The sequence below is a fragment of the Phyllobacterium sp. genome, from assembly GCF_037994425.1.
Lineage (GTDB): Bacteria > Pseudomonadota > Alphaproteobacteria > Rhizobiales > Rhizobiaceae > Phyllobacterium.
This window is the reverse complement of record NZ_JBBNAM010000426.1, coordinates 1-19,029: the sequence shown is the minus strand read 5'-3', so window position 1 is coordinate 19,029 and position 19,029 is coordinate 1. Positions and strand designations below refer to the sequence as shown.

The window sequence follows — 19,029 nt, the reverse complement described above, 5'->3', positions numbered from 1 at the left end:
TGATGACCGACCGCTCGTTCAAAGCGATGGCCGGGGCGCTCGCGCTGGCCTTCCTCGCGGTGCTGGCGGGCGGAGCACTGCTTGGTCTCCTCAGCGAAGCGCTGCGCGGCAATACCGAGGGTTTTGCGGCATTCGACAGCTATCTCTGGCGCGTCGCACGCTTCACCTTGCTGCAAGCATTGCTGTCCACGGTACTCTCCATCGCCTTTGCCATACCGCTAGCCCGCGCCTTGCATGCCAACCCGGATTTTCCGGGACGCGCCATGATCCTGCGGCTCTTCGCCTTGCCCCTCGCTCTACCGGCGCTGGTTGCGGTGCTCGGCATCACCAGCATCTATGGGCGAAACGGACTGTTCGCGACCCTTCTCGCACAAACCGGATCGGAGGCCGTACCCAATATATATGGCCTCCCCGGCATACTGCTTGCCCATGTTTTCTTTAACCTGCCGCTTGCAACGCGGTTTATTCTCGCCAGCCTTGATTCCATTCCGGCCGACTATTGGAAACTATCCGCGCAACTCGGCATGCGGACATGGTCGCAACTTCGCCTTATCGAATGGCCGGTGATAAGGCGCAATCTTTCGGGCATTGCCGGACTGATCTTCATGCTGTGCATCACCTCCTTTACGATCGTGCTCACGCTCGGCGGCGGGCCCCGCGCCACCACGCTGGAAGTGGCGATCTACCAGGCGCTGCACTTCGACTTCGATATCGCCCGCGCCGTATCGCTGACTCTCTTGCAACTGGGCCTAACGGTTGCGGTTCTCACCCTCCTCGGCATGGCGGGTCGCCCCGCCGAGGAAGGGTTCAGTCTGCGCACAATGGCGCGCCGCTTCGACAGGCCGTCGCTAGGGGCGAAATCGCGAGATGGGCTTCTCATTCTTGCCGGCGTGCTTTTCGTTGGCCTGCCCATGGCTGGAACGGTCGTCTCCGGGCTTGCGGCCGACCTTTCGCGCCTCCTCCGAGAAAGCCAGGTATGGCGGGCAATTCTCACAAGTCTCGGTCTTGGCGGGGCCGCGGGTCTTCTGGCTGTCACCGTTTCACTGGCTCTGGTCATGGCCCGCGAGAATGTTGCGGCCCGTCGGCGCTACGGGGCACCCGGCATTTTCGAACGCTCGCTCGACCTCGGTGCAAGCCTCATCATGGTGGTTCCCCCCATCGTGATCGGAGCCGGATGGTTCATTCTTTCGCGCCACGTTGTCGACCCTTTCAGTCTTGCACCGATCATGGTCGTCAGCGTCAATGCGGCGATGGCGATCCCGTTTGCCTTTCGTATCCTCCGTCCAGCCTGGGACACGCCAGCGAGCCGCCACAACCAGCTCTGCGCTCAACTCGGCATTGCAGGCTGGGACCGTTTTCGCCTGATCGATTGGCCGGTATTGCGACACCCGCTGTGGATTGCCTTTGCCTTCGCCATGGCACTCTCGCTCGGCGATCTTGGAACGATTGCCCTTTTCGGCAACAACGCGGTCCAGACTTTGCCCTATCTCCTGCTGCAGCGCATGGGTAGCTATCGGACCGAAGATGCAGCCGGACTTGCGCTGATCCTCGGTTGTCTGTGCCTGTTGCTGATGATCTTCGCCGACAGAGGCGCCAATCGCTTGGCAAAACGCGAGGTGCGCACGGATGACTGAGCGCTCCGACAAGGCGCTGCGTCATGGCGCCGCGATCCGCCTCGAGTCGGTGGATTTCGATTACGGCGAAATGGCTATGCATTTCGATCTTGCTGTCGAGCCCTCCTCCGTCGTCACCATCATCGGTCCGAGCGGGTCGGGAAAGTCGACGCTGCTCAACCTTATCGCCGGTTTCGAACCGGCAAAGTCCGGACGCGTTCTCATTGACGGCAAGGACGTGACCCATGCGGCGCCTGCCGAGCGTCCTGTCTCCATGGTCTTTCAGGAAAACAACCTCTTTGCCCATCTCGACGTCTCGGCCAATGTCGGACTTGGCCGCAGGCCGGATTTGCGGCTTGATGAAGCCGACCGCGTCGACGTCGCGGAGGCGATCCGCAAGGTCGGTCTCGCCGGCAAGGAACGGCGCAAGCCGGAAGCACTGTCTGGCGGCGAACGCCAGCGCGTCGCTATTGCCCGGGCGCTCGTGCGCAATCGGCCGGTGCTTTTGCTTGACGAGGCCTTCGCTTCGCTGGGCCCGGCACTTCGCCATGAAATGCTTGAGCTCGTCGAAACCTTGCAGCGTGAAACCGGCATGACGGTTGTGATGGTGACCCATCACCCACACGACGCGCTGCGCGTTCCTTCGACGCTGGTCTTTCTCGACAATGGCAGGATCGCGGCCATCGGCCCGGCGCAAAAGTTGCTGTCCGACCAAGGTCCACCGCTGTTGCGCAAATACCTCGGTTCGAAAGACTCTGACCTTTGACATATTTTCGACGCCTTGGCTTCTTTAAGAAAAACCCATGAAATTCTTGCTCATGACTGTTCATCGGGATAGCAAGAAAGACGGGTACGCGAGTCTTCGGCTGCGCGATGACAAGAGGATATGATTCTGGGTCCGCACGATCTGCCAACAAGTCACGGATGGTTCCATCCCGCCAGCCGCCGCAGGAATCTTGCGTCGGCTACGCTGCTGCTTGCCTTCCTGTCGGGTTGTCAGATGCTGAATGTGACCAAGGAGGACGCCCTTGGGCCGTCCTCCAACCCTGTGACTGTCGACAATGTCAGCAAGAACGATCGGTTGGCAAAGCTGAGCGCCGAACAGCATCCGCGCATTCTCGCGACCTATGGCGGCGAGTACAAGGACGCGAAGCTCGAGCGAATGGTGGCAAAAGTCGTCGGCAACCTGACGACCGTATCGGACAATCCGACCCATACCTACCGCATCACTATTCTGAACTCGCCAAATATCAATGCGTTTGCTCTGCCCGGTGGCTATCTCTACGTAACGCGCGGCCTGCTTGCGCTTGCAAACGACAGCGCGGAACTCGCCGCCGTGATCGCTCATGAGATGGGCCATGTCATCGCTAACCATGGTATCGAGCGCCAGCAGCGCGAGCAGGAGGCGCAGATCGCCGGCCGGGTCGTCTCGGAGGTACTCCAGGACGACAGCGCCGGTCGTGAGGCACTGATCCGCGGCAAGCTTCGCATGGCGCAGTTTTCGCGCAATCAGGAACTGCAGGCCGACGCCATCGGCATCAAGATGATCGGCGAGGCCGGCTATGATCCATTTGCGGCGGCCCGTTTCCTGCAATCGATGGCTTCCTATGCGGATTTCCGCAGCGTCTCGGGCGCCACCGATGCGAGCCTCGACTTCTTGGCGAGCCACCCCTCCGCTCCCCAGCGTATCGAGCTTGCCCGCGGGCATGCCCGCCGTGTGGGGGCGCCTGGCGTTGGTACCACAGATCGCGATTCCTTCCTGCAGGGTATCGACGGCATCCTCTATGGCGATACGCCCGAGGAAGGCTATGTCAGGGGCCGCAGCTTCGTTCATCCGCTGCTTGGCGTAAGCTTTACCGTTCCTGAAGGTTTCGTCATCGACAACAGTGCTGACGCGGTGATGGCGACCGGGCCGGGCGAGGTTGCTATACGCTTCGATGGAACACAGGTCTCCGGCAATCCGTCCATGACTGACTATATGCGCAGTGGTTGGGTCACCGGGCTCGACAATGCGAGCGTCACCGCGACAACGTTCAATGGAATGCCGGCCGCTGCCGCGAAAGCGCGGGCCGACCGCTGGGAGTTTGACATATTCGTCGTCAATGCAGGAAACCGCATCTATCGTTTCCTGACGGCGGCGCCGGCAGGCAGTGCGGCCCTCAACCCGGCATCGCAGACCGTCATCCAAAGCTTCCGCTTGCTGACGCCTCAGGAGAAGGCAAGCATCAAGCCGCTTCGCATTCGCGTGGTTACCGCCAAGCCCGGCGATAACCTGACGAGCCTTTCCAATCAGATCATGGGAACGGACCGTAAGCTCGATCTCTTCCGCCTGATCAATGCGCTGCCGCCTGGCGGCGGGGTTTCCGTCGGTGACAAAGTCAAGATCATCAGCGAATGACAATAAAAAAGCCCGGCACTGCCGGGCTTTTTTCTAATAACTGAAGACCAGCCTACGCGGCTTCTTCCTGCTCGTCCTCGATGGAGATGTCGGCATCGGCCTCTTCCGCCTTGACGCCGCGTTTCGGGCCTTTGGCGAGATTGACTTCGATCAAGCGGACAGCTTCGGTCTCCGACATCTTGTTGACGGCGGAAATTTCACGCGCCATGCGGTCGAGTGCAGCTTCGTACAACTGGCGTTCCGAATAGGACTGTTCCGGCTGGTTGTCTGCGCGGAAAAGATCGCGCACAACTTCCGAGATGGAGATAAGGTCGCCGGAATTGATCTTTGCATCATATTCCTGCGCACGGCGCGACCACATGGTGCGCTTGATACGAGCGCGGCCCTGGACAACCTTCAATGCACGATCGACATAGTCGGTCTCGGACAGCTTGCGCATGCCTATTGCAGTCGCCTTGGCAACCGGTACCTTCAATCGCATCTTGTCTTTCTGGAAATCGATGACAAAGAGTTCTAGCTTGTGGCCTGCAACTTCCTGTTCTTCAATATTAACGATCTGGCCTACACCATGGGCCGGATAAACAATAAATTCACCCGTCTTAAATCCAATACGTTGGGCGGCTTTCTTCTGCTGAACTGCTGTCATTCGCTTAATAACTCCTTGTTGCGCCCGGCAAAACGCACCGGCTAAACCAATCACTGGACCCGGAAACCGGTCTGTCGGCCGTCAATATTTTCACGCAAAAGCAATTCGGACGAACCAGAGGGCTTGGCACACGAATAACCATACCCTGAACTGTTAGGTCCGAAAAAAATCTAGCCGATTGGTGATTTATGCTTTAGCGCCACGAAATTGACGTCCAATGATCAACATATCGCGGAACCATAACATGAAAAGTGATTAGAATCAACTTTTTGCTGCAGTTGCTCAAAAACAGTCAAAATACAAGACTTGAAAATTGCAGCAAATCAAGTCTAGCGAAGTCAGGATTCGGAAACGATTTCAATCGCCCTCACCCGGCTCCGGTGAAAAGTATTTTTCGAATTTGCCTTCAACACCGTCCATTTCCTTGGCGTCGGCAGGCGCATCGCGCTTTTGCGAAATGTTCGGCCACTTTTCCGCATATTCAGCGTTAAGCTGCAGCCAGCTGTCAAGGCCAGGTTCTGTGTCGGGCTTGATCGCTTCGGCCGGGCATTCAGGCTCGCATACGCCGCAATCGATGCACTCGTCCGGATGAATGACGAGCATGTTGTCGCCTTCGTAGAAACAATCGACCGGACAGACCTCAACGCAATCCATGTATTTGCAGCGGATGCAGTTATCGGTCACAACGTAAGTCATTTGCAGGCTCCTGAAGACACCGCGATCAGCGTGTCAGGGGTTGAGGTAACGATTTGGCACCGGCCTGACAAGAGGGGAAAATCGGCTGCGGCACCAGAACGCGCCCGGCACCATGTCTAAGCAGCGGCGACGAGCTCCGCTACACTTAACCAAGCGCGATATCGAAGTACGCGTGCAGCCCTTCATCGCACCACACCGACCCGGCAACAAGCAACCATCACCTCTTGCTACTGCATATCGAGGAATAATATTTTAGCTGAGCGGCCATTTGTGGAGATTATTTCGACTTTGCTTGTCGCAGTGCCCATCAATCGTCGGAATTGTCATCCGCGCCGTTCATCAGGCGGTCGACCTGTCGCCGCTCTCGCTTTGTGGGGCGCCCGCTGCCGGCGTCTCGTTGCGGCAACAGGTCGAGCTTGCTGACCTCGCCTTTTGGCACCGGCGGCGGTGACATATCCTCATAGAGCGTTCGCGCTTCTTCGGCCGGGCCGCGTCTTTTTCCGACATCGAGCACTTTATAGACGAGGATGCGCCGATCGAGCGCAATGGTCAGAACATCCCCTTGCTTCACGCCATAGGACGGCTGGTCGACCTTGTCCTTGTTGACGCGAACGCCGCCCGCAGAGACAAGTTTTGCTGCCAGGGAGCGGGATTTGACAACCCGCGCGAAGAACAGCCACTTGTCGATGCGTTGGCGGTCCGACATCCTATTTTTTCAGTTGCTCCTTCAAAGCGAGCAACTTGGCGAAGGGCGAATCCATGTCGATCTTGACTGGACGTTCCTCGCGCTCCGGGCGCTTGCTATGCTGCGGCTTGCCGTTGTTAGGCTTGCCGCCTTCGTTCTTGAAGCGGTCATTGCCGCCAGGCTTGCCCTTGCCGCGGAAGTGTTCCTTGCGATCATTCCGGTCGGTTCGTGCGTTCTCGTTGCTGGCGGGCCGCGGTGCGCGCTGCTCGGCCTGATTATTGCCGCGGGCTTCTCCGCCACGGGCGTTGCCCCGCTTTTCCTGGTTGCCACGATTGCCACGGCCATCGAAACGGGCCTGCCGCCACAAAAGAATGGGCTTCGGCGCTTCTTCAGGTACGGCCGGCGCAGCATCTTCCACCGCTGCCGCCTCAAGCATTTCCGCAGGCACGCTGGTGTCGGCTATGGGTTCTGCCGTTTCGGCAGGTTCCGTCTTCACCACCTGTGCATCTTCGGATGCGGTTGGCGCAGGCGAGGCGACATCAGATGGGGCAGACTCGGCCGTTGTTTCGGCCGTGCTTTCCTTCGCGACTGGAGCCGTCTCCTGTGCCGGTGCCGGCGCTTCGAGCGCATCAAGTTCGACGAGCTTTGCGGCAACAGTCGCGGCTTCCGTCGCCTCCGGGCGATAGCCGAGGTTCTTGAGGATCTCCTCCATATCGTCGGCAGTTGCACCGAGGATCGACATCATGGCCGGGGTGACGACGAAGCGCGTACCATCGTAAGCGCCGTCCGGACGGGTCCCCGTTCCAGGCTTCCAGGCGAGTGCCGGACGAATGAGGTCGGCGAGGCGCTCAAGAATATCGATACGCACAGCACGGCGACCGAGGAGCCGGTAGCCGGCAAGGCGGTAGAAGGCAGGATCAAAACCCGGATCGGTGACGACCGAGGTGCGGCCCGCCGCAAGCACTTGCACGACATCACCGTAGCCCGGACGATCCTTGGCATCTTCCTTGAGCGCCCAAAGCAATGTCAACAGACCAGCGGGCGCTGGTTTCAGCAACAGCGGCAGGAAAACGTGATAGGCGCCAAACCGGACCCCGAGCCTGCGGAGTGCAGCGCGCGATTCCTGATCGAGACCGCGCACATCCTCGGCCACGTCACGGCGTTGCAGGACACCGAAGTTTTCGACGAGCTGGAAGGCAAGTCCCTTGGTGATACCGACAAGCGCGTCGGCATTGGCAAGATCAACCAGTGGCTTCAAGACCGTCTCGATATAGTGGGCGAGGAAACGATCGACTCGCGCGGCAACCTTTTCGCGCGCCGGTCCGGTCAACTGCTCATCCGCCAACAATATGGCACGCGGCTTAAGCGCCTGTTCGCCAGGTACCACCGATGCAATTGGCGCACCGATCCAGCGCAGCGTCCCGTCCGACCCCAGCGCGAAGTCGCCATTGGCGGAAGCGGCAAAGCGCTCTGCACGGTTTTCGAACTCCGCAGCCAAGGCTTTTTGCGCTGCCGCCCGGACAGCTTTGGCATCTGTTCCCTCGACCTGTGCGTCCGTTGTGAAACGGAAGCCGTCCAGACGTCCAACATGGTGCCCTTCGACAACGACGTCCCCGGCAGGGCTGATTTCAGCTTCTAGCATTGTATTCTCTCTCAGGCGCCTCATAAGCACGCTTGTCCTGCGGTCTACGAAGCGTTTCGTCAACCGTTCATGCAGTGCATCGGATAATCTGTCCTCAATTTCACGCGTCTTTTCTTGCCAATGTGTCGGATCTGCCAGCCATCCGGGCCTGTGCGACACAAAAGTCCACGTTCTGATCTGGGCGATCCGCCGCGAAAGAGCGTCAATATCCCCATCTGTGGAATCGGCCCTGCGCACCTCCTCGGCCATGTAGTTCTCGTTGACATGTCCGAATTCGACGAGATCGGTATACACCGACGCGATGATGTCCGCATGCTGCGCCGGCGCGATCTTCCGGTAGTCGGGCAGCGCGCAGGCATCCCATAGCAGGGCGACGCGTTCAGGCGTATTGGCAAGCGGCGCAACGTCGGGGTCGGCAGAGAGAAACTCGAGCGCCTGCTGGTCCACAGCCGGGAGCGCGCGCGTCAACCCTTCGATCGGTGCCGGCGTCTCGATCGAACGTTTGAGCGCGTTAATGCTCGAATAATCGAAGCGGGCGGTCCGCCACTGCAATATCTTGACCGGATCGAACGTATGGGACTCGACGAGTTGCACCAGTTCATCGGAAAACCCGGAAATTGCGCCGGTGACGCCAAAAGTGCCATCACGCAAGTGCCGCCCGGCACGCCCTGCGATCTGACCAATCTCTGCCGACGAAAGGTTGCGGAACTGATAGCCGTCGAACTTCCGATCCTGGGCGAAGGCGACATGGTCGACATCGAGGTTAAGACCCATGCCTATCGCATCGGTCGCGACCAGATAATCGACGTCGCCTGACTGGTAGATTTCGACCTGCGCATTTCGTGTCCTCGGGCTCAAGGCGCCCATGACTACTGCTGCGCCGCCATTCTGTCGCCGTATGAGTTCGGCGATCGCGTAGACTTCCTCGGCGGCGAACGCCACCACCGCGGTTCGCGGCGGCAGTCGGGTGATCTTCTTCGATCCCGCATAGGCCAGGTTGGACAGTCTCGGCCGCGTGACGACGGAAATGCCGCGCAAAAGCTTTTCAAGGATGCCGCGCATGGTCGCGGCGCCGAGCAGCAATGTTTCTTGGCGGCCGCGCAGGTGCAGGATACGGTCCGTGAAAATGTGCCCACGCTCGAGGTCATTGGCGAGTTGGACCTCGTCGATGGCGACGAAGTCCATGTCGGTCTGGCGCGGCATGGCCTCCACTGTGCAGACCGCATAGCGGGCCCCTACCGGATTGATCTTTTCCTCACCGGTGATGAGCGCGACGTTTGTCACGCCGACCCTTTGGACCACCCTGTTGTAGACCTCGCGCGCGAGGAGCCTGAGCGGCAAGCCAATCATCCCGGTCTGGTGCGCCAGCATGCGTTCAATGGCGAGATGCGTCTTTCCCGTGTTTGTCGGTCCGAGTACGGCCGTAACATCACGGCCCGTCAGGATGAGGGGAAGTTCGGGAGTGGGCATAAGGTTCATCAATTACATTCCAATACCGGCACTAAGGCCCATAAGGTGAGTGAGTAGCCGGGCATGCTTTCCGCGTAGCACTTTCAACGTCCGACAGAAAGTATGCGGGGGCGGCCGGATAAACAATCATGAACCGATTCACGGAGTCTTCCATTAGGAAATAGAACGCGAGAAGAACGAATCAGCTACGAATCGGCTCTGGGATGAGATTCCTGATTTGTTCACGGCAATATGTAGATTTTTCCAATAGGAGTCCAGCTAAATGCTGAATCACCTTTTGCAGCTCGGCTTAAACCTCCGCCTGTCCACATTAAAGCAACAACGACGCCACGCGCCACTTAATCGCGTAAAAAATACAGTATTTTTAGATACTTAGTTAGTATGAGTGCGGTCAATCATGACTATGCTGCCCTTGCATTCTCATTCCGGGAAGCATCGCTCGCCATCGACCCCGCCATGGATTGTTTCGCGGTTTGTTCCCGCGTTGCCGGGCGCACGATTAGGACAAGATTCAGCAACCGTTGGCTCGACTTGGGTGTCCCGCGGTTATGTCCGCGAGACACCGAACCCAAAGGATCAACTGAAATATTGCCCGCCGTTTGCGGAAATCGTGGAACCGGTAATGAAGCCGGCATCGTCGGATGCCAGGAACACCACGCAGCGCGCAACCTCCTCGGGCTCGCCAAGGCGGCCGACTGGAATTTGCGGAATTATGCGCTCGTTGAGCACCTTTTCATCGATCGCGCGCACCATCTCAGTTCCAATATAGCCGGGGCAGATGGCGTTGACCGTGATTCCGGCGCGCGCACCCTCCTGGGCCAGGGCTTTGGTAAAGCCAATGTCGCCTGCCTTTGACGCTGAGTAGTTGGATTGTCCAGCCTGACCCTTCTGACCATTGATTGACGATATGTTGATCACCCGGCCGAACTTGCGGTCGCGCATACCGTTCCAGGCTGGGTGGGTCATATTAAAGAGACCCGTCAGATTGGTATTGATCACGTCGTTCCATTGGGCCGGTGTCATCTTATGGAACATTGCATCGCGCGTAATGCCGGCATTGTTGACCAGCACTGCTACCGGACCGAGGTCGGCCTCGATCTTGGCTATGCCCGAGGCGCATTCCTCGTAGTTGGACACATCCCACTTATAGGTCCGTATCCCCGTTTCCTTGCTGAATTTCTTCGCCGCCTCGTCGTTGCCGGCATAATTTGCCGCAACATTATAACCGGCCGCTTTGAGCGCCACGCAAATGGCCGCGCCGATACCTCGTGTTCCACCCGTTACGATTGCTGTTTTTGTCATTGTCGCCCTCCCTTAATCGCATTTCCATCAAGCGCATTTCGATATTGATAACGCCGATCGCAACCTCCAATATTTAGGTGGCGAAACCGGCTCGATCCGATCAAGCCGGTTCAAATGATCAATCCTTGATGCGCTCGACGCAGAGCGCAACGCCCATGCCACCGCCGATGCAAAGCGTTGCGAGGCCCTTCGTGCCGTTGCGACGCTTCAATTCGTAAAGCAGCGTGTTGAGGATACGCGCACCCGATGCGCCGATGGGATGGCCGATCGCGATAGCACCGCCATTGACATTGACGATATCGGGATTGAAGCCGAGATCCTTGTTCACTGCGCAAGCCTGCGCGGCGAAGGCCTCGTTGGCCTCGACGAGATCAAGGTCCTCCGGCTTCCAGCCAGCCTTCTCGAGTGCTTTGCGCGAGGCGGGGATCGGCCCGGTTCCCATGATTGCCGGATCGACACCGGCCGTAGCCCAGGATGCGATGCGGGCTAGCGGCTTGATACCACGGCGATTGGCTTCTTCCTCCGTCATCAGCACCACAGCGGCTGCTCCATCGTTGAGCCCCGATGCATTGCCTGCTGTAACCGTGCCGTCCTTGTCGAAGGCGGGCTTCAGCTTGGTCAAGGCATCGATGGTGGCGCCATGACGGATGTATTCATCATCGGTTACAACCACGTCGCCCTTACGGGTCTTGATCGTGAAGGGAACGATCTCGTCCTTGAATTTCCCGGCTTTCTGCGCCGCTTCCGCCTTGTTCTGCGATGCAAGAGCGAAACTGTCCTGTTCCTCGCGTGTCAATTGCCATTTGCGGGCGATGTTCTCCGCGGTAATGCCCATGTGATAGCCATGGAACGCATCGGTCAGGCCATCCTTGATCATGGTATCGATCATTTTGTAGTCGCCCATCTTCACGCCGGCGCGGAGATGCGCGCAGTGCGGGCTCAACGACATCGACTCCTGCCCGCCGGCCACGATAATGCTGGCGTCCCCCGTTGCGATCTGCTGCATGCCGAGCGCCACGGCACGGAGGCCCGAGCCGCATACCTGATTGAGGCTCCAGGCCGTGGCCTCCTGAGGGATCCCCGCGGCAATTGCGGCCTGACGAGCGGGATTCTGTCCCTCGCCGGCGGTGAGTACCTGACCGAGGATGACTTCATCCACATCTGCAGCCTCGACGCCGGCCCGCGCCAGTACTTCCTTGATGACGGCAGCGCCGAGTTCATGGGCTGGGGTATTCGCGAACGCGCCGTTGAACGATCCGACGGCGGTACGCGCTGCACTGGCAATGACGATCGATTGGGTCATGGACGTCTCCTCAAATTTGTCATGCTGGACTGTGCAGCACACTTCCCGGACAGAATTCCCTTCCCGCCATCGTTTGACAAGCCCATTTGTGCCCAAGGCCAAATTATCCATTGGTGCAACGCAGCATGATCTTCGTCGCATCGCGTTGGATGCGCTGCACAATTCTCTTTGAATTGGAGCGCTTTACCCCTATCCTTCGGCCTTGATCCGTAAGCCGGCACGTAAATTCGGCGGAGGGCACGAGGTTGGGGAGTTGAGCAATGGCAGGAAAAACTGGCGACGTCGTGATCAAGAAATATGCCAATCGGCGTCTCTACAATACCGGCACGAGCACTTATGTGACGCTCGAAGACCTGGCCGAAATGGTGAAGCGCAACGAGGACTTTACTGTACAGGATGCGAAGACGGGCGAGGATATTACGCATTCGGTGCTGACACAGATCATCTTTGAACTCGAGAACAAGGATGGGCAGAACATGCTGCCGATCCCGTTCCTTCGCCAGTTGATCGCCTATTACGGCGACCAGATGCAGGTTGTGCTCCCGACATTCCTTGAACAATCCATGCAGGCTTTCGCGAAGGAACAGGAGCGCATGCGCGAGCAAATCACGGCCGCCTTCGGCAAGACACCGATGGACATGATGAATGTCAGCGCCCCGATCAAGCTTGTCGAGGAGCAAGTGCGGCGCAATACAGAAATGCTGCAGAATGCGATGCGCATGTTCACGCCATTCCCACTGGGACAGGGTCCGGCACAGGCCGACGAGACCACGCCATCGGAAAAGCCGGCGAAGGATAGCGGCCTCGACGAATTGAAGGAACAGATTGCCGCAATGCAGCGCAAACTCGACTCGCTCGACAAATAGCGACCAGCGTTACCATCACATCCGTCCGCTCCCACTTGGGAGTCGCGTCTGTTTCATTGAACATCACATTGCAGAGAGAACATCATGGCGCAGATCACACTTTCGAAGGCAAACTCGATCATCAAGGGCGCATTGGCAAAAGGCACTCAGGCCGGAATGCGACCGCTTTCGATTGCCGTGCTCGACGCAGGCGGCCACCTCAAGGCCTTTCAGAAGCAGGACGGCTCATCGATGCTGCGCTTCGAAATCGCCTTCGGCAAAGCCTACGGCGCTCTTGCCATCGGCGCGGGATCGCGAGCGGTGGAGAAATTTGCCAAGGACCGCCCGCATTTCATGGAAGGACTCGTCGCAGCTTCCGGCGGGCGCGTTATCCCGGTTGCGGGCGGGGTCCTCGTAAAGAACGCCAAGGGTGAGATACTCGGTGCAGTCGGTATCAGCGGGGACACATCCGACAATGACGAGACGGCAGCAATCGCGGGCGTAGAGGCCGCAGGCCTCGTCGCCGATGGCGGGCAAGGCTGAGCGGCATGACCGGATCAGCCAAGGCAACCGTCTTCATCGACAATGCGCGCGTTGTCGTTACCGAGTACCGGTTCGCGCCGGGCGAGAATACGGGTTGGCATCGGCACGGTCACGACTATGTCGTCGTGCCGATGATGGACGGACGGGTCAAGCTCCTGACCAAGGATGGCGAGTCATTCGCGGACATGAAGAAGGGCGTTCCCTATTTTCGGCCCGAGGGGGTCGAACACGACGTCATCAATACCAATGACGGTGAATATGCCTTCATCGAGATCGAGCTGAAATAAGACCCGAGAAAAAACCGTTGTTCATGTCAAAATGCGTTGTGGTGAGCCGTCATTGCATCGGGCGCATGTCTTTTGCGCTATAACCGGAAAGGAACAGCCATGAACTATACGATTTTGGCCTACGAAACACGAGATGCATATGCGGCGCGGACAGACCCTTCGAGGCAGCAAGCCTACGTCGCAGGATGGATGGCTTACTCGCAAGTCCTCAGGGAGGCGGGCATCATGGTCACTGGCAGCGGGCTTCAGGCGCCTGAGACGGCGACCACGATAAAGTTGCGGGATGGTCAGCCGCTGGTTCAGGACGGACCCTATGCCGATACCAAGGAACAGCTCGGCGGATTCTACATAATCAATGTGCCGGATCTGGACACGGCGCTTAGCTGGGCGGCTCGATCCCCCGCTGCCGTGGCGGGCGGTGTCGTCGAGGTTCGGCCAAACATCCCAATGTGACTCGATATGGAAGAAGAGGATACGCGCCGCGTCGTCGAGATGGCGGCGCGCCATTCCTATGGCCGGCTCGTCGTGTTTCTGGCGGCGCGTTCGCGTGACTTGACTGCGGCGGAAGACGCACTTGCCGATGCTTTCGCCTCCGCCCTGGAAACCTGGCCTGGCAAAGGCATCCCGGACAAGCCCGATGCGTGGCTGCTTGCGGTGGCGCAAAATCGCCTGTCCGACGCTGCGCGCCGCGCTCGCGTCAGGGCTGCAGCGGTACCGACACTTCTCGCGATTGCTGACGAGGCTTACGCGACGGCCGATACCGCACTGTCGTTTCCCGATGAGCGATTGAAACTGCTCTTCATATGCGCCCACCCCGCGATCGAACGAACCGCGCGTACGCCGCTCATGCTGCAGACCTTGCTTGGCCTTGATGCCGCGCGCATTGGTTCGGCATTTCTCGTGCAACCCGCCGCCATGGGCCAACGCCTAGCCCGCGCAAAGCGAAAGATCCGCGACGCCGGGATGGAGTTCGACGTGCCCATGGCTGAGGACCTGCCCAAGCGGCTAAATGCTGTCATCGAAGCAGTTTACGCAGCGTATGGCAGCGGTTGGGATGATGTCGCGGGCGACCATCCACGTAGCAGGGGGCTCGAGTTCGAGGCGATGGAACTCTGCCGCCTGCTTCTCGGGTTCATGCCCGACGAACCCGAAGTGCGCGGCCTGTTGGCGCTTATGCTCTATTGTGAATCGCGGCGAACCGCCCGGCGCGGCGTCGCGGGCAACTATATTCCCCTGATGGAGCAGGACACCGCCCTTTGGTCGCAGGCGATGATCGAGGAAGCTGAGCAGCTATTGCGGTCGGCTGCGCTGTCCCGCCGTGTTGGTCGCTTTCAGCTTGAAGCGGCCATTCAGTCGGTTCACGCGCAGCGAAGGCGGACGGGGACAGTCGATTGGGAAGAGATTGCCCTGCTTCATGAAGGCCTCATCCTCCATGCGCCGATGATCGGAGCCCTCGTCAGCAGGGCTGCGGCCGTTGCCGAGGCGCGCGGCGCGGCGCTTGGTTTGAATCTGCTTGAGAGCATTCCCAGTGACGCAGCGAAAAGTTACCAACCCTATTGGGCAGTTGCGGCGCATTTGCTGGCGTCACTTGGGCGCGAAGGTGAAGCGCGATCAGCTTACGATCGCGCGATTGGCCTCTGCGACATTCCAGCAATGCGCGAATTTCTGGAGCGACGACGGCAGACATTGCTACGATGAACATGCCGCCAAACAAAAAAGACCGGCGCAAGGCCGGTCTTTTCGTTCAAACGTATCGAAGAGGCGATCAGCCTTCCTTCGGCGTCAGCACCTGGCGACCGCGATACATGCCGGTCTTGAGATCGACGTGATGCGGACGGCGCAGTTCACCGGAATTCTTGTCTTCGACATAGGTCGGGGCCGTCAGTGCGTCAGCGGAACGGCGCATGCCGCGCTTCGACGGGGAAGTTTTTCGTTTAGGTACAGCCATTGTTCCAACTCCAGTAATCAGTCAAAATCCGGCACTGGCCCGATTGAGCCTGTCACAATGGACAAAATTCCGGAAAGTTCGGGTGGGGCTATACACGGCTTGAGAGCTTTTGACCAGCAGGACTCGCATATTTTTTGTCGCAAGGGCAATCACTAGCGGATTTCGCGCCAGACCCAAGCCTACTTCACGCAGCCGATATAAGCACCCGCGCCGCGAGCGCGGCGCTCGTTGAGCCGTGCAAGCGTCTGCATGCCGCGTCCCGGCTTTGCCGGATTACGGACGATTGGATTGGGCAATGTCACTGCGAGGTAGGCTGCCTGACGCGGTGAAAGCTTGGCTGCGCTCGTGTTGAAATGGTGTTGCGCCGCCGCTTCGACGCCATAGATGCCGGGTCCCCATTCCGCGATGTTCAAATAGATTTCCATAAGGCGCCGCTTCGGCAGGATAAGGTCTGTGAGCATCGCGAGCGGCACTTCAAGGCCCTTGCGGACGAAGGAGCGGCTGGTCCAGAGGAAAAGGTTCTTGGCCGTCTGCATGGTGATTGTCGAGGCACCGCGTGTCTGCTCGCCATCGATCGCATCGGAAACAACGGAATTCAGCGCGTCCCAGTCGACACCCGAATGAAAGCAAAATCGGGCATCCTCGGACATCATGACCGAATTGATCAGCACCGGCGAGATTTGCTCGATCGGCACCCAGCGCCGGTCATAGCCCGAAAACGTCACGAGGTCCTTGACCATTAGTGTCGAAACCGGGTGCACGAATGGTAGGCGGTACAGGCTGAGGAGAACGAGCGGCAGCATGATGAGAACGACGCCGGCAAGGACGGCGTACCGCATCACCCGGCCAAAGGGCGAACGACCGGGATTAACCAGATAACCTCTCCCCCGTTTGTTTTTGACCAAAACCCTCGTCACTCAGTCCGTCCGCGCTAAAACTCCACTTGGACATAGAGCAAAGCGCTGCGGAAGGGAATTCATTCTGCGATTTTTTGCATTATCCACACGCGGCGGGGCAGGAAATTGGTCGCTGCCGCCGCGTGCCCCATTGACCGGTGGGCAATTTTTCGGTCATTGGCTGATCATGATGACGGATCACGGGTTTTCATTGTTTGAGATTACCTTGCAGCAACGTGCCGCCGCGGTCGAGGCGTTGCTTTCCGAATTGCTCTCGGATCGATCGCGCAGCGGTGAGATCGGCCGCCCGTCGAGGCTCATGGCGGCTATGCGGCATGGCGTGCTCAATGGCGGCAAGCGGTTGCGCCCGTTCCTGGTAATGGAAAGCGCAGCAATATTTGGTGCGGACAACCTTGCGGCTCTCCGCGTCGCTGCCGCGCTCGAGTGCATTCACAGCTATTCGCTCGTTCACGACGATTTGCCAGCGATGGACGACGATGACCTGCGTCGGGGCCAGCCGACGGTACATCGCAAATTCGACGAAGCGGCAGCAATTCTCGCCGGCGACAGCCTCCTCACCTACGCATTCGAACTCATCGCCGATGATGCAACCGAGCTTGATCCCAGCGCCCGCATTGCCTTGATCAGGCAATTGGCGCGAGCAGCGGGCATTGGCGGCATGACGGGTGGTCAGGCGCTCGATCTCGAAGCAGAGACCGTCAAGCCGGATGAGGATGGTATTATTCGCCTGCAGGCCATGAAGACCGGCGCGCTCATTCGTTTCGCCTGCGAAGCGGGGGCAATTATCGGCAATGCCGATCACAAGGACCGCGAGCGGCTGGCGGAATATGGCTCGGCGATCGGCCTTGCCTTTCAACTGGCGGACGACCTCCTGGATGTGACCGCCGATGCCCGCCATATGGGCAAGGCGACCGGCAAGGACGCCGCTGCGGGCAAGGCGACGCTGGTTTCCTTGCACGGTATCGAGTGGACAAAGCGTCAACTCGCTGGCCTGGTCGCCCAGGCGGAGGAACTTCTTTCGCCGTTCGGCCCCAAGGCGGCTCTATTGAAGGATGCCGCACGTTTCATAGCAGAGCGGCGTAGCTAGCTCGTTCTCGCCCCGATGGCTTCATTCGGCCGCGTGTGATCCGGCGCCTTGACCGAAACGGTCCTCGATATAGTCGGCGACCATTTTCTGGAAGTCTTCAGCAATTCCGGCACCGCGCAGGGTCGCTACCTTTTTGCCGTCGACAAATACCGGAGCCGATGGCGTTTCGCCTGTTCCCGGCAAGGAAATGCCTATATCGGCCATCTTGGACTCGCCGGGTCCATTGACGATGCACCCCATGACCGCAACGTTGAGCGACTCGACTCCGGGATACTTGTCGCGCCAGATCGGCATATTCTTGCGGATGTCGCTCTGGATCGATTGTGCCAGTTCCTGAAACACTGTCGACGTCGTGCGCCCACAGCCTGGGCAAGCTGCAACGATGGGAATGAACTGGCGAAAACCCATGGTCTGCAGCAACTCCTGCGCCACCTGTACCTCTTGGGTACGGTCGCCGCCAGGTGCCGGAGTAAGCGAAATGCGGATGGTATCACCGATGCCCTGCTGCAGCAAAATCCCAAGCGAAGCTGAGGATGCGACGATGCCCTTCGAGCCCATGCCGGCTTCCGTGAGGCCAAGATGCAGGGCGTGATCGGTGCGCCGCGCGAGTTCGGCGTAGACGGCAATGAGATCCTGTACCTGGCTGACCTTGGCCGACAGGATGATCTTCGAGCGCGCGAGGCCGATCTCTTCGGCAAGCTGAGCCGAGATCAGGGCTGACTGGACGATTGCCTCCCGGGTAACCTGCTCGGCGGTCAACGGTGCCCCTGCGGCGTGGTTCTTATCCATCAGTGTGGTCAAGAGTTCCTGATCTAGCGACCCCCAGTTGACGCCGATGCGCACGGGCTTGCTGTAGCGGATCGCCATTTCGATAATGGCGCCGAACTGCGCATCCTTCTTTTCCTTGAAGCCGACATTTCCCGGATTTATGCGGTACTTTGCCAACGCTTCCGCACAGGCCGGATGATCGGCAAGAAGTTTGTGACCGATATAATGAAAATCTCCGACCAGCGGCACCGAAAGACCGAGCCGGTCGAGACGTTCGCGGATTTTCGGGACGGCTGCAGCGGATTCGTCCCGATCAACGGTGATTCGCACGATCTGCGAGCCGGCATGCGAAAGCGCTGCGACCTGCGCCACGGTTCCGTCGACGTCGGCAGTATCCGTATTGGTCATGGACTGAACGACAATCGGCGCGCCGCCGCCAACCATTACGCCGCCGACATCAACACCAACTGATGGGCGCCGGGGAAAGGGGTCGGAATAATAGTCAGACATCATCACGCTCCAGATATCGCCGATCAGGTGGCGCAGCTATCGCTGTTTGTCAACACATAGAGCCTTTCCAGATCGAATAGAATGACTCTCGCGATGCTACCCGCTCAATGCAGAGCTTCCATGACAAACTCTCAAGGCTGCAGCCCTAGCAATTTTGCTGCGATGCAATATATTCCCGAGGCCGCGGGGCGGTGGTTGATCGAAATCAAAGGAAGCTATTGCCATGACCAAAAAGACCGCAGTCGTCACAGGTTCCAATTCCGGCATTGGTCTCGGCTCTGCCCACGCCCTCGCCGCTGCTGGCTACAATGTCGTGATCAATTCTTTCACTGATCGCGCTGAGGACCATGCGCTTGCCAAGGAGATCGC

19 protein-coding genes are annotated in these 19,029 nt (G+C 58.9%); 10 read left to right on the top strand and 9 right to left on the bottom strand.

Annotated features, from left to right (window positions below; genetic code table 11):
• Positions 1–2 precede the first annotated feature (2 nt).
• The 3 genes from thiP (at position 3) to AAAB35_RS28135 (ending at position 4,011) form a co-directional block, all read left to right on the top strand.
• A complete protein-coding gene (gene thiP, locus AAAB35_RS28145) occupies positions 3–1,634 on the top strand; it encodes a thiamine/thiamine pyrophosphate ABC transporter permease (protein WP_340671627.1) in 1,632 nt (543 codons plus the stop codon).
• A gap of 16 nt (positions 1,635–1,650) precedes the next feature.
• The gene (gene thiQ / locus AAAB35_RS28140) at positions 1,651–2,379 is read left to right on the top strand and encodes a thiamine ABC transporter ATP-binding protein (RefSeq protein WP_340671645.1); all 729 of its coding nucleotides are present in this window, start codon (positions 1,651–1,653) and stop codon (positions 2,377–2,379) included.
• 234 nt (positions 2,380–2,613) lie between these two features.
• The gene (locus AAAB35_RS28135; RefSeq protein WP_340671644.1) at positions 2,614–4,011 is read left to right on the top strand and encodes a M48 family metalloprotease; all 1,398 of its coding nucleotides are present in this window, start codon (positions 2,614–2,616) and stop codon (positions 4,009–4,011) included.
• Between the two features lie 52 nt (positions 4,012–4,063).
• Here AAAB35_RS28135 and AAAB35_RS28130 read toward each other — a convergent pair whose 3' ends face one another.
• From AAAB35_RS28130 to AAAB35_RS28105, 6 genes are all read right to left on the bottom strand, one after another.
• Positions 4,064–4,657, bottom strand: coding sequence for a CarD family transcriptional regulator (locus AAAB35_RS28130; RefSeq protein ID WP_340671626.1), 594 nt, complete (start codon positions 4,655–4,657; stop codon positions 4,064–4,066).
• A 357-nt stretch (positions 4,658–5,014) separates the two neighbouring features.
• Complete coding sequence (gene fdxA, locus AAAB35_RS28125; protein WP_340671625.1) at positions 5,015–5,353, bottom strand: ferredoxin FdxA; 339 nt, start codon at positions 5,351–5,353, stop codon at positions 5,015–5,017.
• A 307-nt stretch (positions 5,354–5,660) separates the two neighbouring features.
• Positions 5,661–6,059, bottom strand: coding sequence for an RNA-binding S4 domain-containing protein (locus AAAB35_RS28120; protein ID WP_340671624.1), 399 nt, complete (start codon positions 6,057–6,059; stop codon positions 5,661–5,663).
• Between the two features lies 1 nt (position 6,060).
• Positions 6,061–9,159: a helicase-related protein gene (locus AAAB35_RS28115; RefSeq protein ID WP_340671623.1), complete on the bottom strand. Its 3,099-nt coding sequence runs from the start codon at positions 9,157–9,159 to the stop codon at positions 6,061–6,063.
• A gap of 567 nt (positions 9,160–9,726) precedes the next feature.
• Positions 9,727–10,452, bottom strand: a complete 726-nt coding sequence (locus AAAB35_RS28110; RefSeq protein WP_340671622.1) for a beta-ketoacyl-ACP reductase — start codon at positions 10,450–10,452, stop codon at positions 9,727–9,729.
• A gap of 118 nt (positions 10,453–10,570) precedes the next feature.
• Positions 10,571–11,755: an acetyl-CoA C-acetyltransferase gene (locus tag AAAB35_RS28105; protein ID WP_340671621.1), complete on the bottom strand. Its 1,185-nt coding sequence runs from the start codon at positions 11,753–11,755 to the stop codon at positions 10,571–10,573.
• A gap of 260 nt (positions 11,756–12,015) precedes the next feature.
• On the opposite strand from AAAB35_RS28105, the gene phaR reads away from it, so the two are divergent.
• The 5 genes from phaR (at position 12,016) to AAAB35_RS28080 (ending at position 15,128) form a co-directional block, all read left to right on the top strand.
• On the top strand, positions 12,016–12,621 hold the full coding sequence (gene phaR, locus AAAB35_RS28100; protein WP_340671620.1) for a polyhydroxyalkanoate synthesis repressor PhaR: 606 nt from the start codon (positions 12,016–12,018) through the stop codon (positions 12,619–12,621).
• An 84-nt stretch (positions 12,622–12,705) separates the two neighbouring features.
• Positions 12,706–13,143: a heme-binding protein gene (locus AAAB35_RS28095; protein WP_340671619.1), complete on the top strand. Its 438-nt coding sequence runs from the start codon at positions 12,706–12,708 to the stop codon at positions 13,141–13,143.
• A 5-nt stretch (positions 13,144–13,148) separates the two neighbouring features.
• Positions 13,149–13,430, top strand: coding sequence for a cupin domain-containing protein (locus tag AAAB35_RS28090; RefSeq protein ID WP_340671618.1), 282 nt, complete (start codon positions 13,149–13,151; stop codon positions 13,428–13,430).
• A 99-nt stretch (positions 13,431–13,529) separates the two neighbouring features.
• Complete coding sequence (locus AAAB35_RS28085; protein ID WP_340671617.1) at positions 13,530–13,883, top strand: YciI family protein; 354 nt, start codon at positions 13,530–13,532, stop codon at positions 13,881–13,883.
• 6 nt (positions 13,884–13,889) lie between these two features.
• On the top strand, positions 13,890–15,128 hold the full coding sequence (locus tag AAAB35_RS28080) for a DUF6596 domain-containing protein (protein WP_340671616.1): 1,239 nt from the start codon (positions 13,890–13,892) through the stop codon (positions 15,126–15,128).
• 67 nt (positions 15,129–15,195) lie between these two features.
• Here AAAB35_RS28080 and rpmF read toward each other — a convergent pair whose 3' ends face one another.
• On the bottom strand, positions 15,196–15,378 hold the full coding sequence (rpmF, locus tag AAAB35_RS28075) for a 50S ribosomal protein L32 (RefSeq protein WP_027231148.1): 183 nt from the start codon (positions 15,376–15,378) through the stop codon (positions 15,196–15,198).
• 179 nt (positions 15,379–15,557) lie between these two features.
• Complete coding sequence (gene mtgA / locus AAAB35_RS28070) at positions 15,558–16,217, bottom strand: monofunctional biosynthetic peptidoglycan transglycosylase (protein WP_340671614.1); 660 nt, start codon at positions 16,215–16,217, stop codon at positions 15,558–15,560.
• Between the two features lie 247 nt (positions 16,218–16,464).
• On the opposite strand from mtgA, the gene AAAB35_RS28065 reads away from it, so the two are divergent.
• Positions 16,465–17,382, top strand: coding sequence for a polyprenyl synthetase family protein (locus AAAB35_RS28065; protein WP_340671643.1), 918 nt, complete (start codon positions 16,465–16,467; stop codon positions 17,380–17,382).
• Positions 17,383–17,403: 21 nt separating this feature from the next.
• Here the strand turns inward: AAAB35_RS28065 and ispG are convergent, their stop codons facing one another.
• Positions 17,404–18,663: a flavodoxin-dependent (E)-4-hydroxy-3-methylbut-2-enyl-diphosphate synthase gene (ispG, locus tag AAAB35_RS28060; RefSeq protein WP_340671613.1), complete on the bottom strand. Its 1,260-nt coding sequence runs from the start codon at positions 18,661–18,663 to the stop codon at positions 17,404–17,406.
• 220 nt (positions 18,664–18,883) lie between these two features.
• Between ispG and AAAB35_RS28055 the strand changes: the two genes are divergently transcribed.
• Positions 18,884–19,029: SDR family NAD(P)-dependent oxidoreductase (locus tag AAAB35_RS28055; protein ID WP_340671642.1), on the top strand; the 146-nt coding region annotated here is incomplete at its 3' end.

What these genes read in the sequence shown, in the direction of transcription:
- AAAB35_RS28130 (WP_340671626.1), bottom strand. Translation starts at nt 4,657, where the DNA reads ATGACAGCAGTTCAGCAGAAGAAAGCCGCCCAACGTATTGGATTTAAG.
- AAAB35_RS28065 (WP_340671643.1), top strand. Translation starts at nt 16,465, where the DNA reads ATGACGGATCACGGGTTTTCATTGTTTGAGATTACCTTGCAGCAACGT.
- ispG (WP_340671613.1), bottom strand. Translation starts at nt 18,663, where the DNA reads ATGATGTCTGACTATTATTCCGACCCCTTTCCCCGGCGCCCATCAGTT.
- AAAB35_RS28095 (WP_340671619.1), top strand. Translation starts at nt 12,706, where the DNA reads ATGGCGCAGATCACACTTTCGAAGGCAAACTCGATCATCAAGGGCGCA.
- rpmF (WP_027231148.1), bottom strand. Translation starts at nt 15,378, where the DNA reads ATGGCTGTACCTAAACGAAAAACTTCCCCGTCGAAGCGCGGCATGCGC.
- AAAB35_RS28090 (WP_340671618.1), top strand. Translation starts at nt 13,149, where the DNA reads ATGACCGGATCAGCCAAGGCAACCGTCTTCATCGACAATGCGCGCGTT.
- AAAB35_RS28135 (WP_340671644.1), top strand. Translation starts at nt 2,614, where the DNA reads ATGCTGAATGTGACCAAGGAGGACGCCCTTGGGCCGTCCTCCAACCCT.
- AAAB35_RS28120 (WP_340671624.1), bottom strand. Translation starts at nt 6,059, where the DNA reads ATGTCGGACCGCCAACGCATCGACAAGTGGCTGTTCTTCGCGCGGGTT.
- AAAB35_RS28115 (WP_340671623.1), bottom strand. Translation starts at nt 9,159, where the DNA reads ATGAACCTTATGCCCACTCCCGAACTTCCCCTCATCCTGACGGGCCGT.
- mtgA (WP_340671614.1), bottom strand. Translation starts at nt 16,217, where the DNA reads ATGCGGTACGCCGTCCTTGCCGGCGTCGTTCTCATCATGCTGCCGCTC.
- phaR (WP_340671620.1), top strand. Translation starts at nt 12,016, where the DNA reads ATGGCAGGAAAAACTGGCGACGTCGTGATCAAGAAATATGCCAATCGG.
- AAAB35_RS28085 (WP_340671617.1), top strand. Translation starts at nt 13,530, where the DNA reads ATGAACTATACGATTTTGGCCTACGAAACACGAGATGCATATGCGGCG.
- thiP (WP_340671627.1), top strand. Translation starts at nt 3, where the DNA reads ATGACCGACCGCTCGTTCAAAGCGATGGCCGGGGCGCTCGCGCTGGCC.
- AAAB35_RS28105 (WP_340671621.1), bottom strand. Translation starts at nt 11,755, where the DNA reads ATGACCCAATCGATCGTCATTGCCAGTGCAGCGCGTACCGCCGTCGGA.
- fdxA (WP_340671625.1), bottom strand. Translation starts at nt 5,353, where the DNA reads ATGACTTACGTTGTGACCGATAACTGCATCCGCTGCAAATACATGGAT.
- AAAB35_RS28110 (WP_340671622.1), bottom strand. Translation starts at nt 10,452, where the DNA reads ATGACAAAAACAGCAATCGTAACGGGTGGAACACGAGGTATCGGCGCG.
- AAAB35_RS28080 (WP_340671616.1), top strand. Translation starts at nt 13,890, where the DNA reads ATGGAAGAAGAGGATACGCGCCGCGTCGTCGAGATGGCGGCGCGCCAT.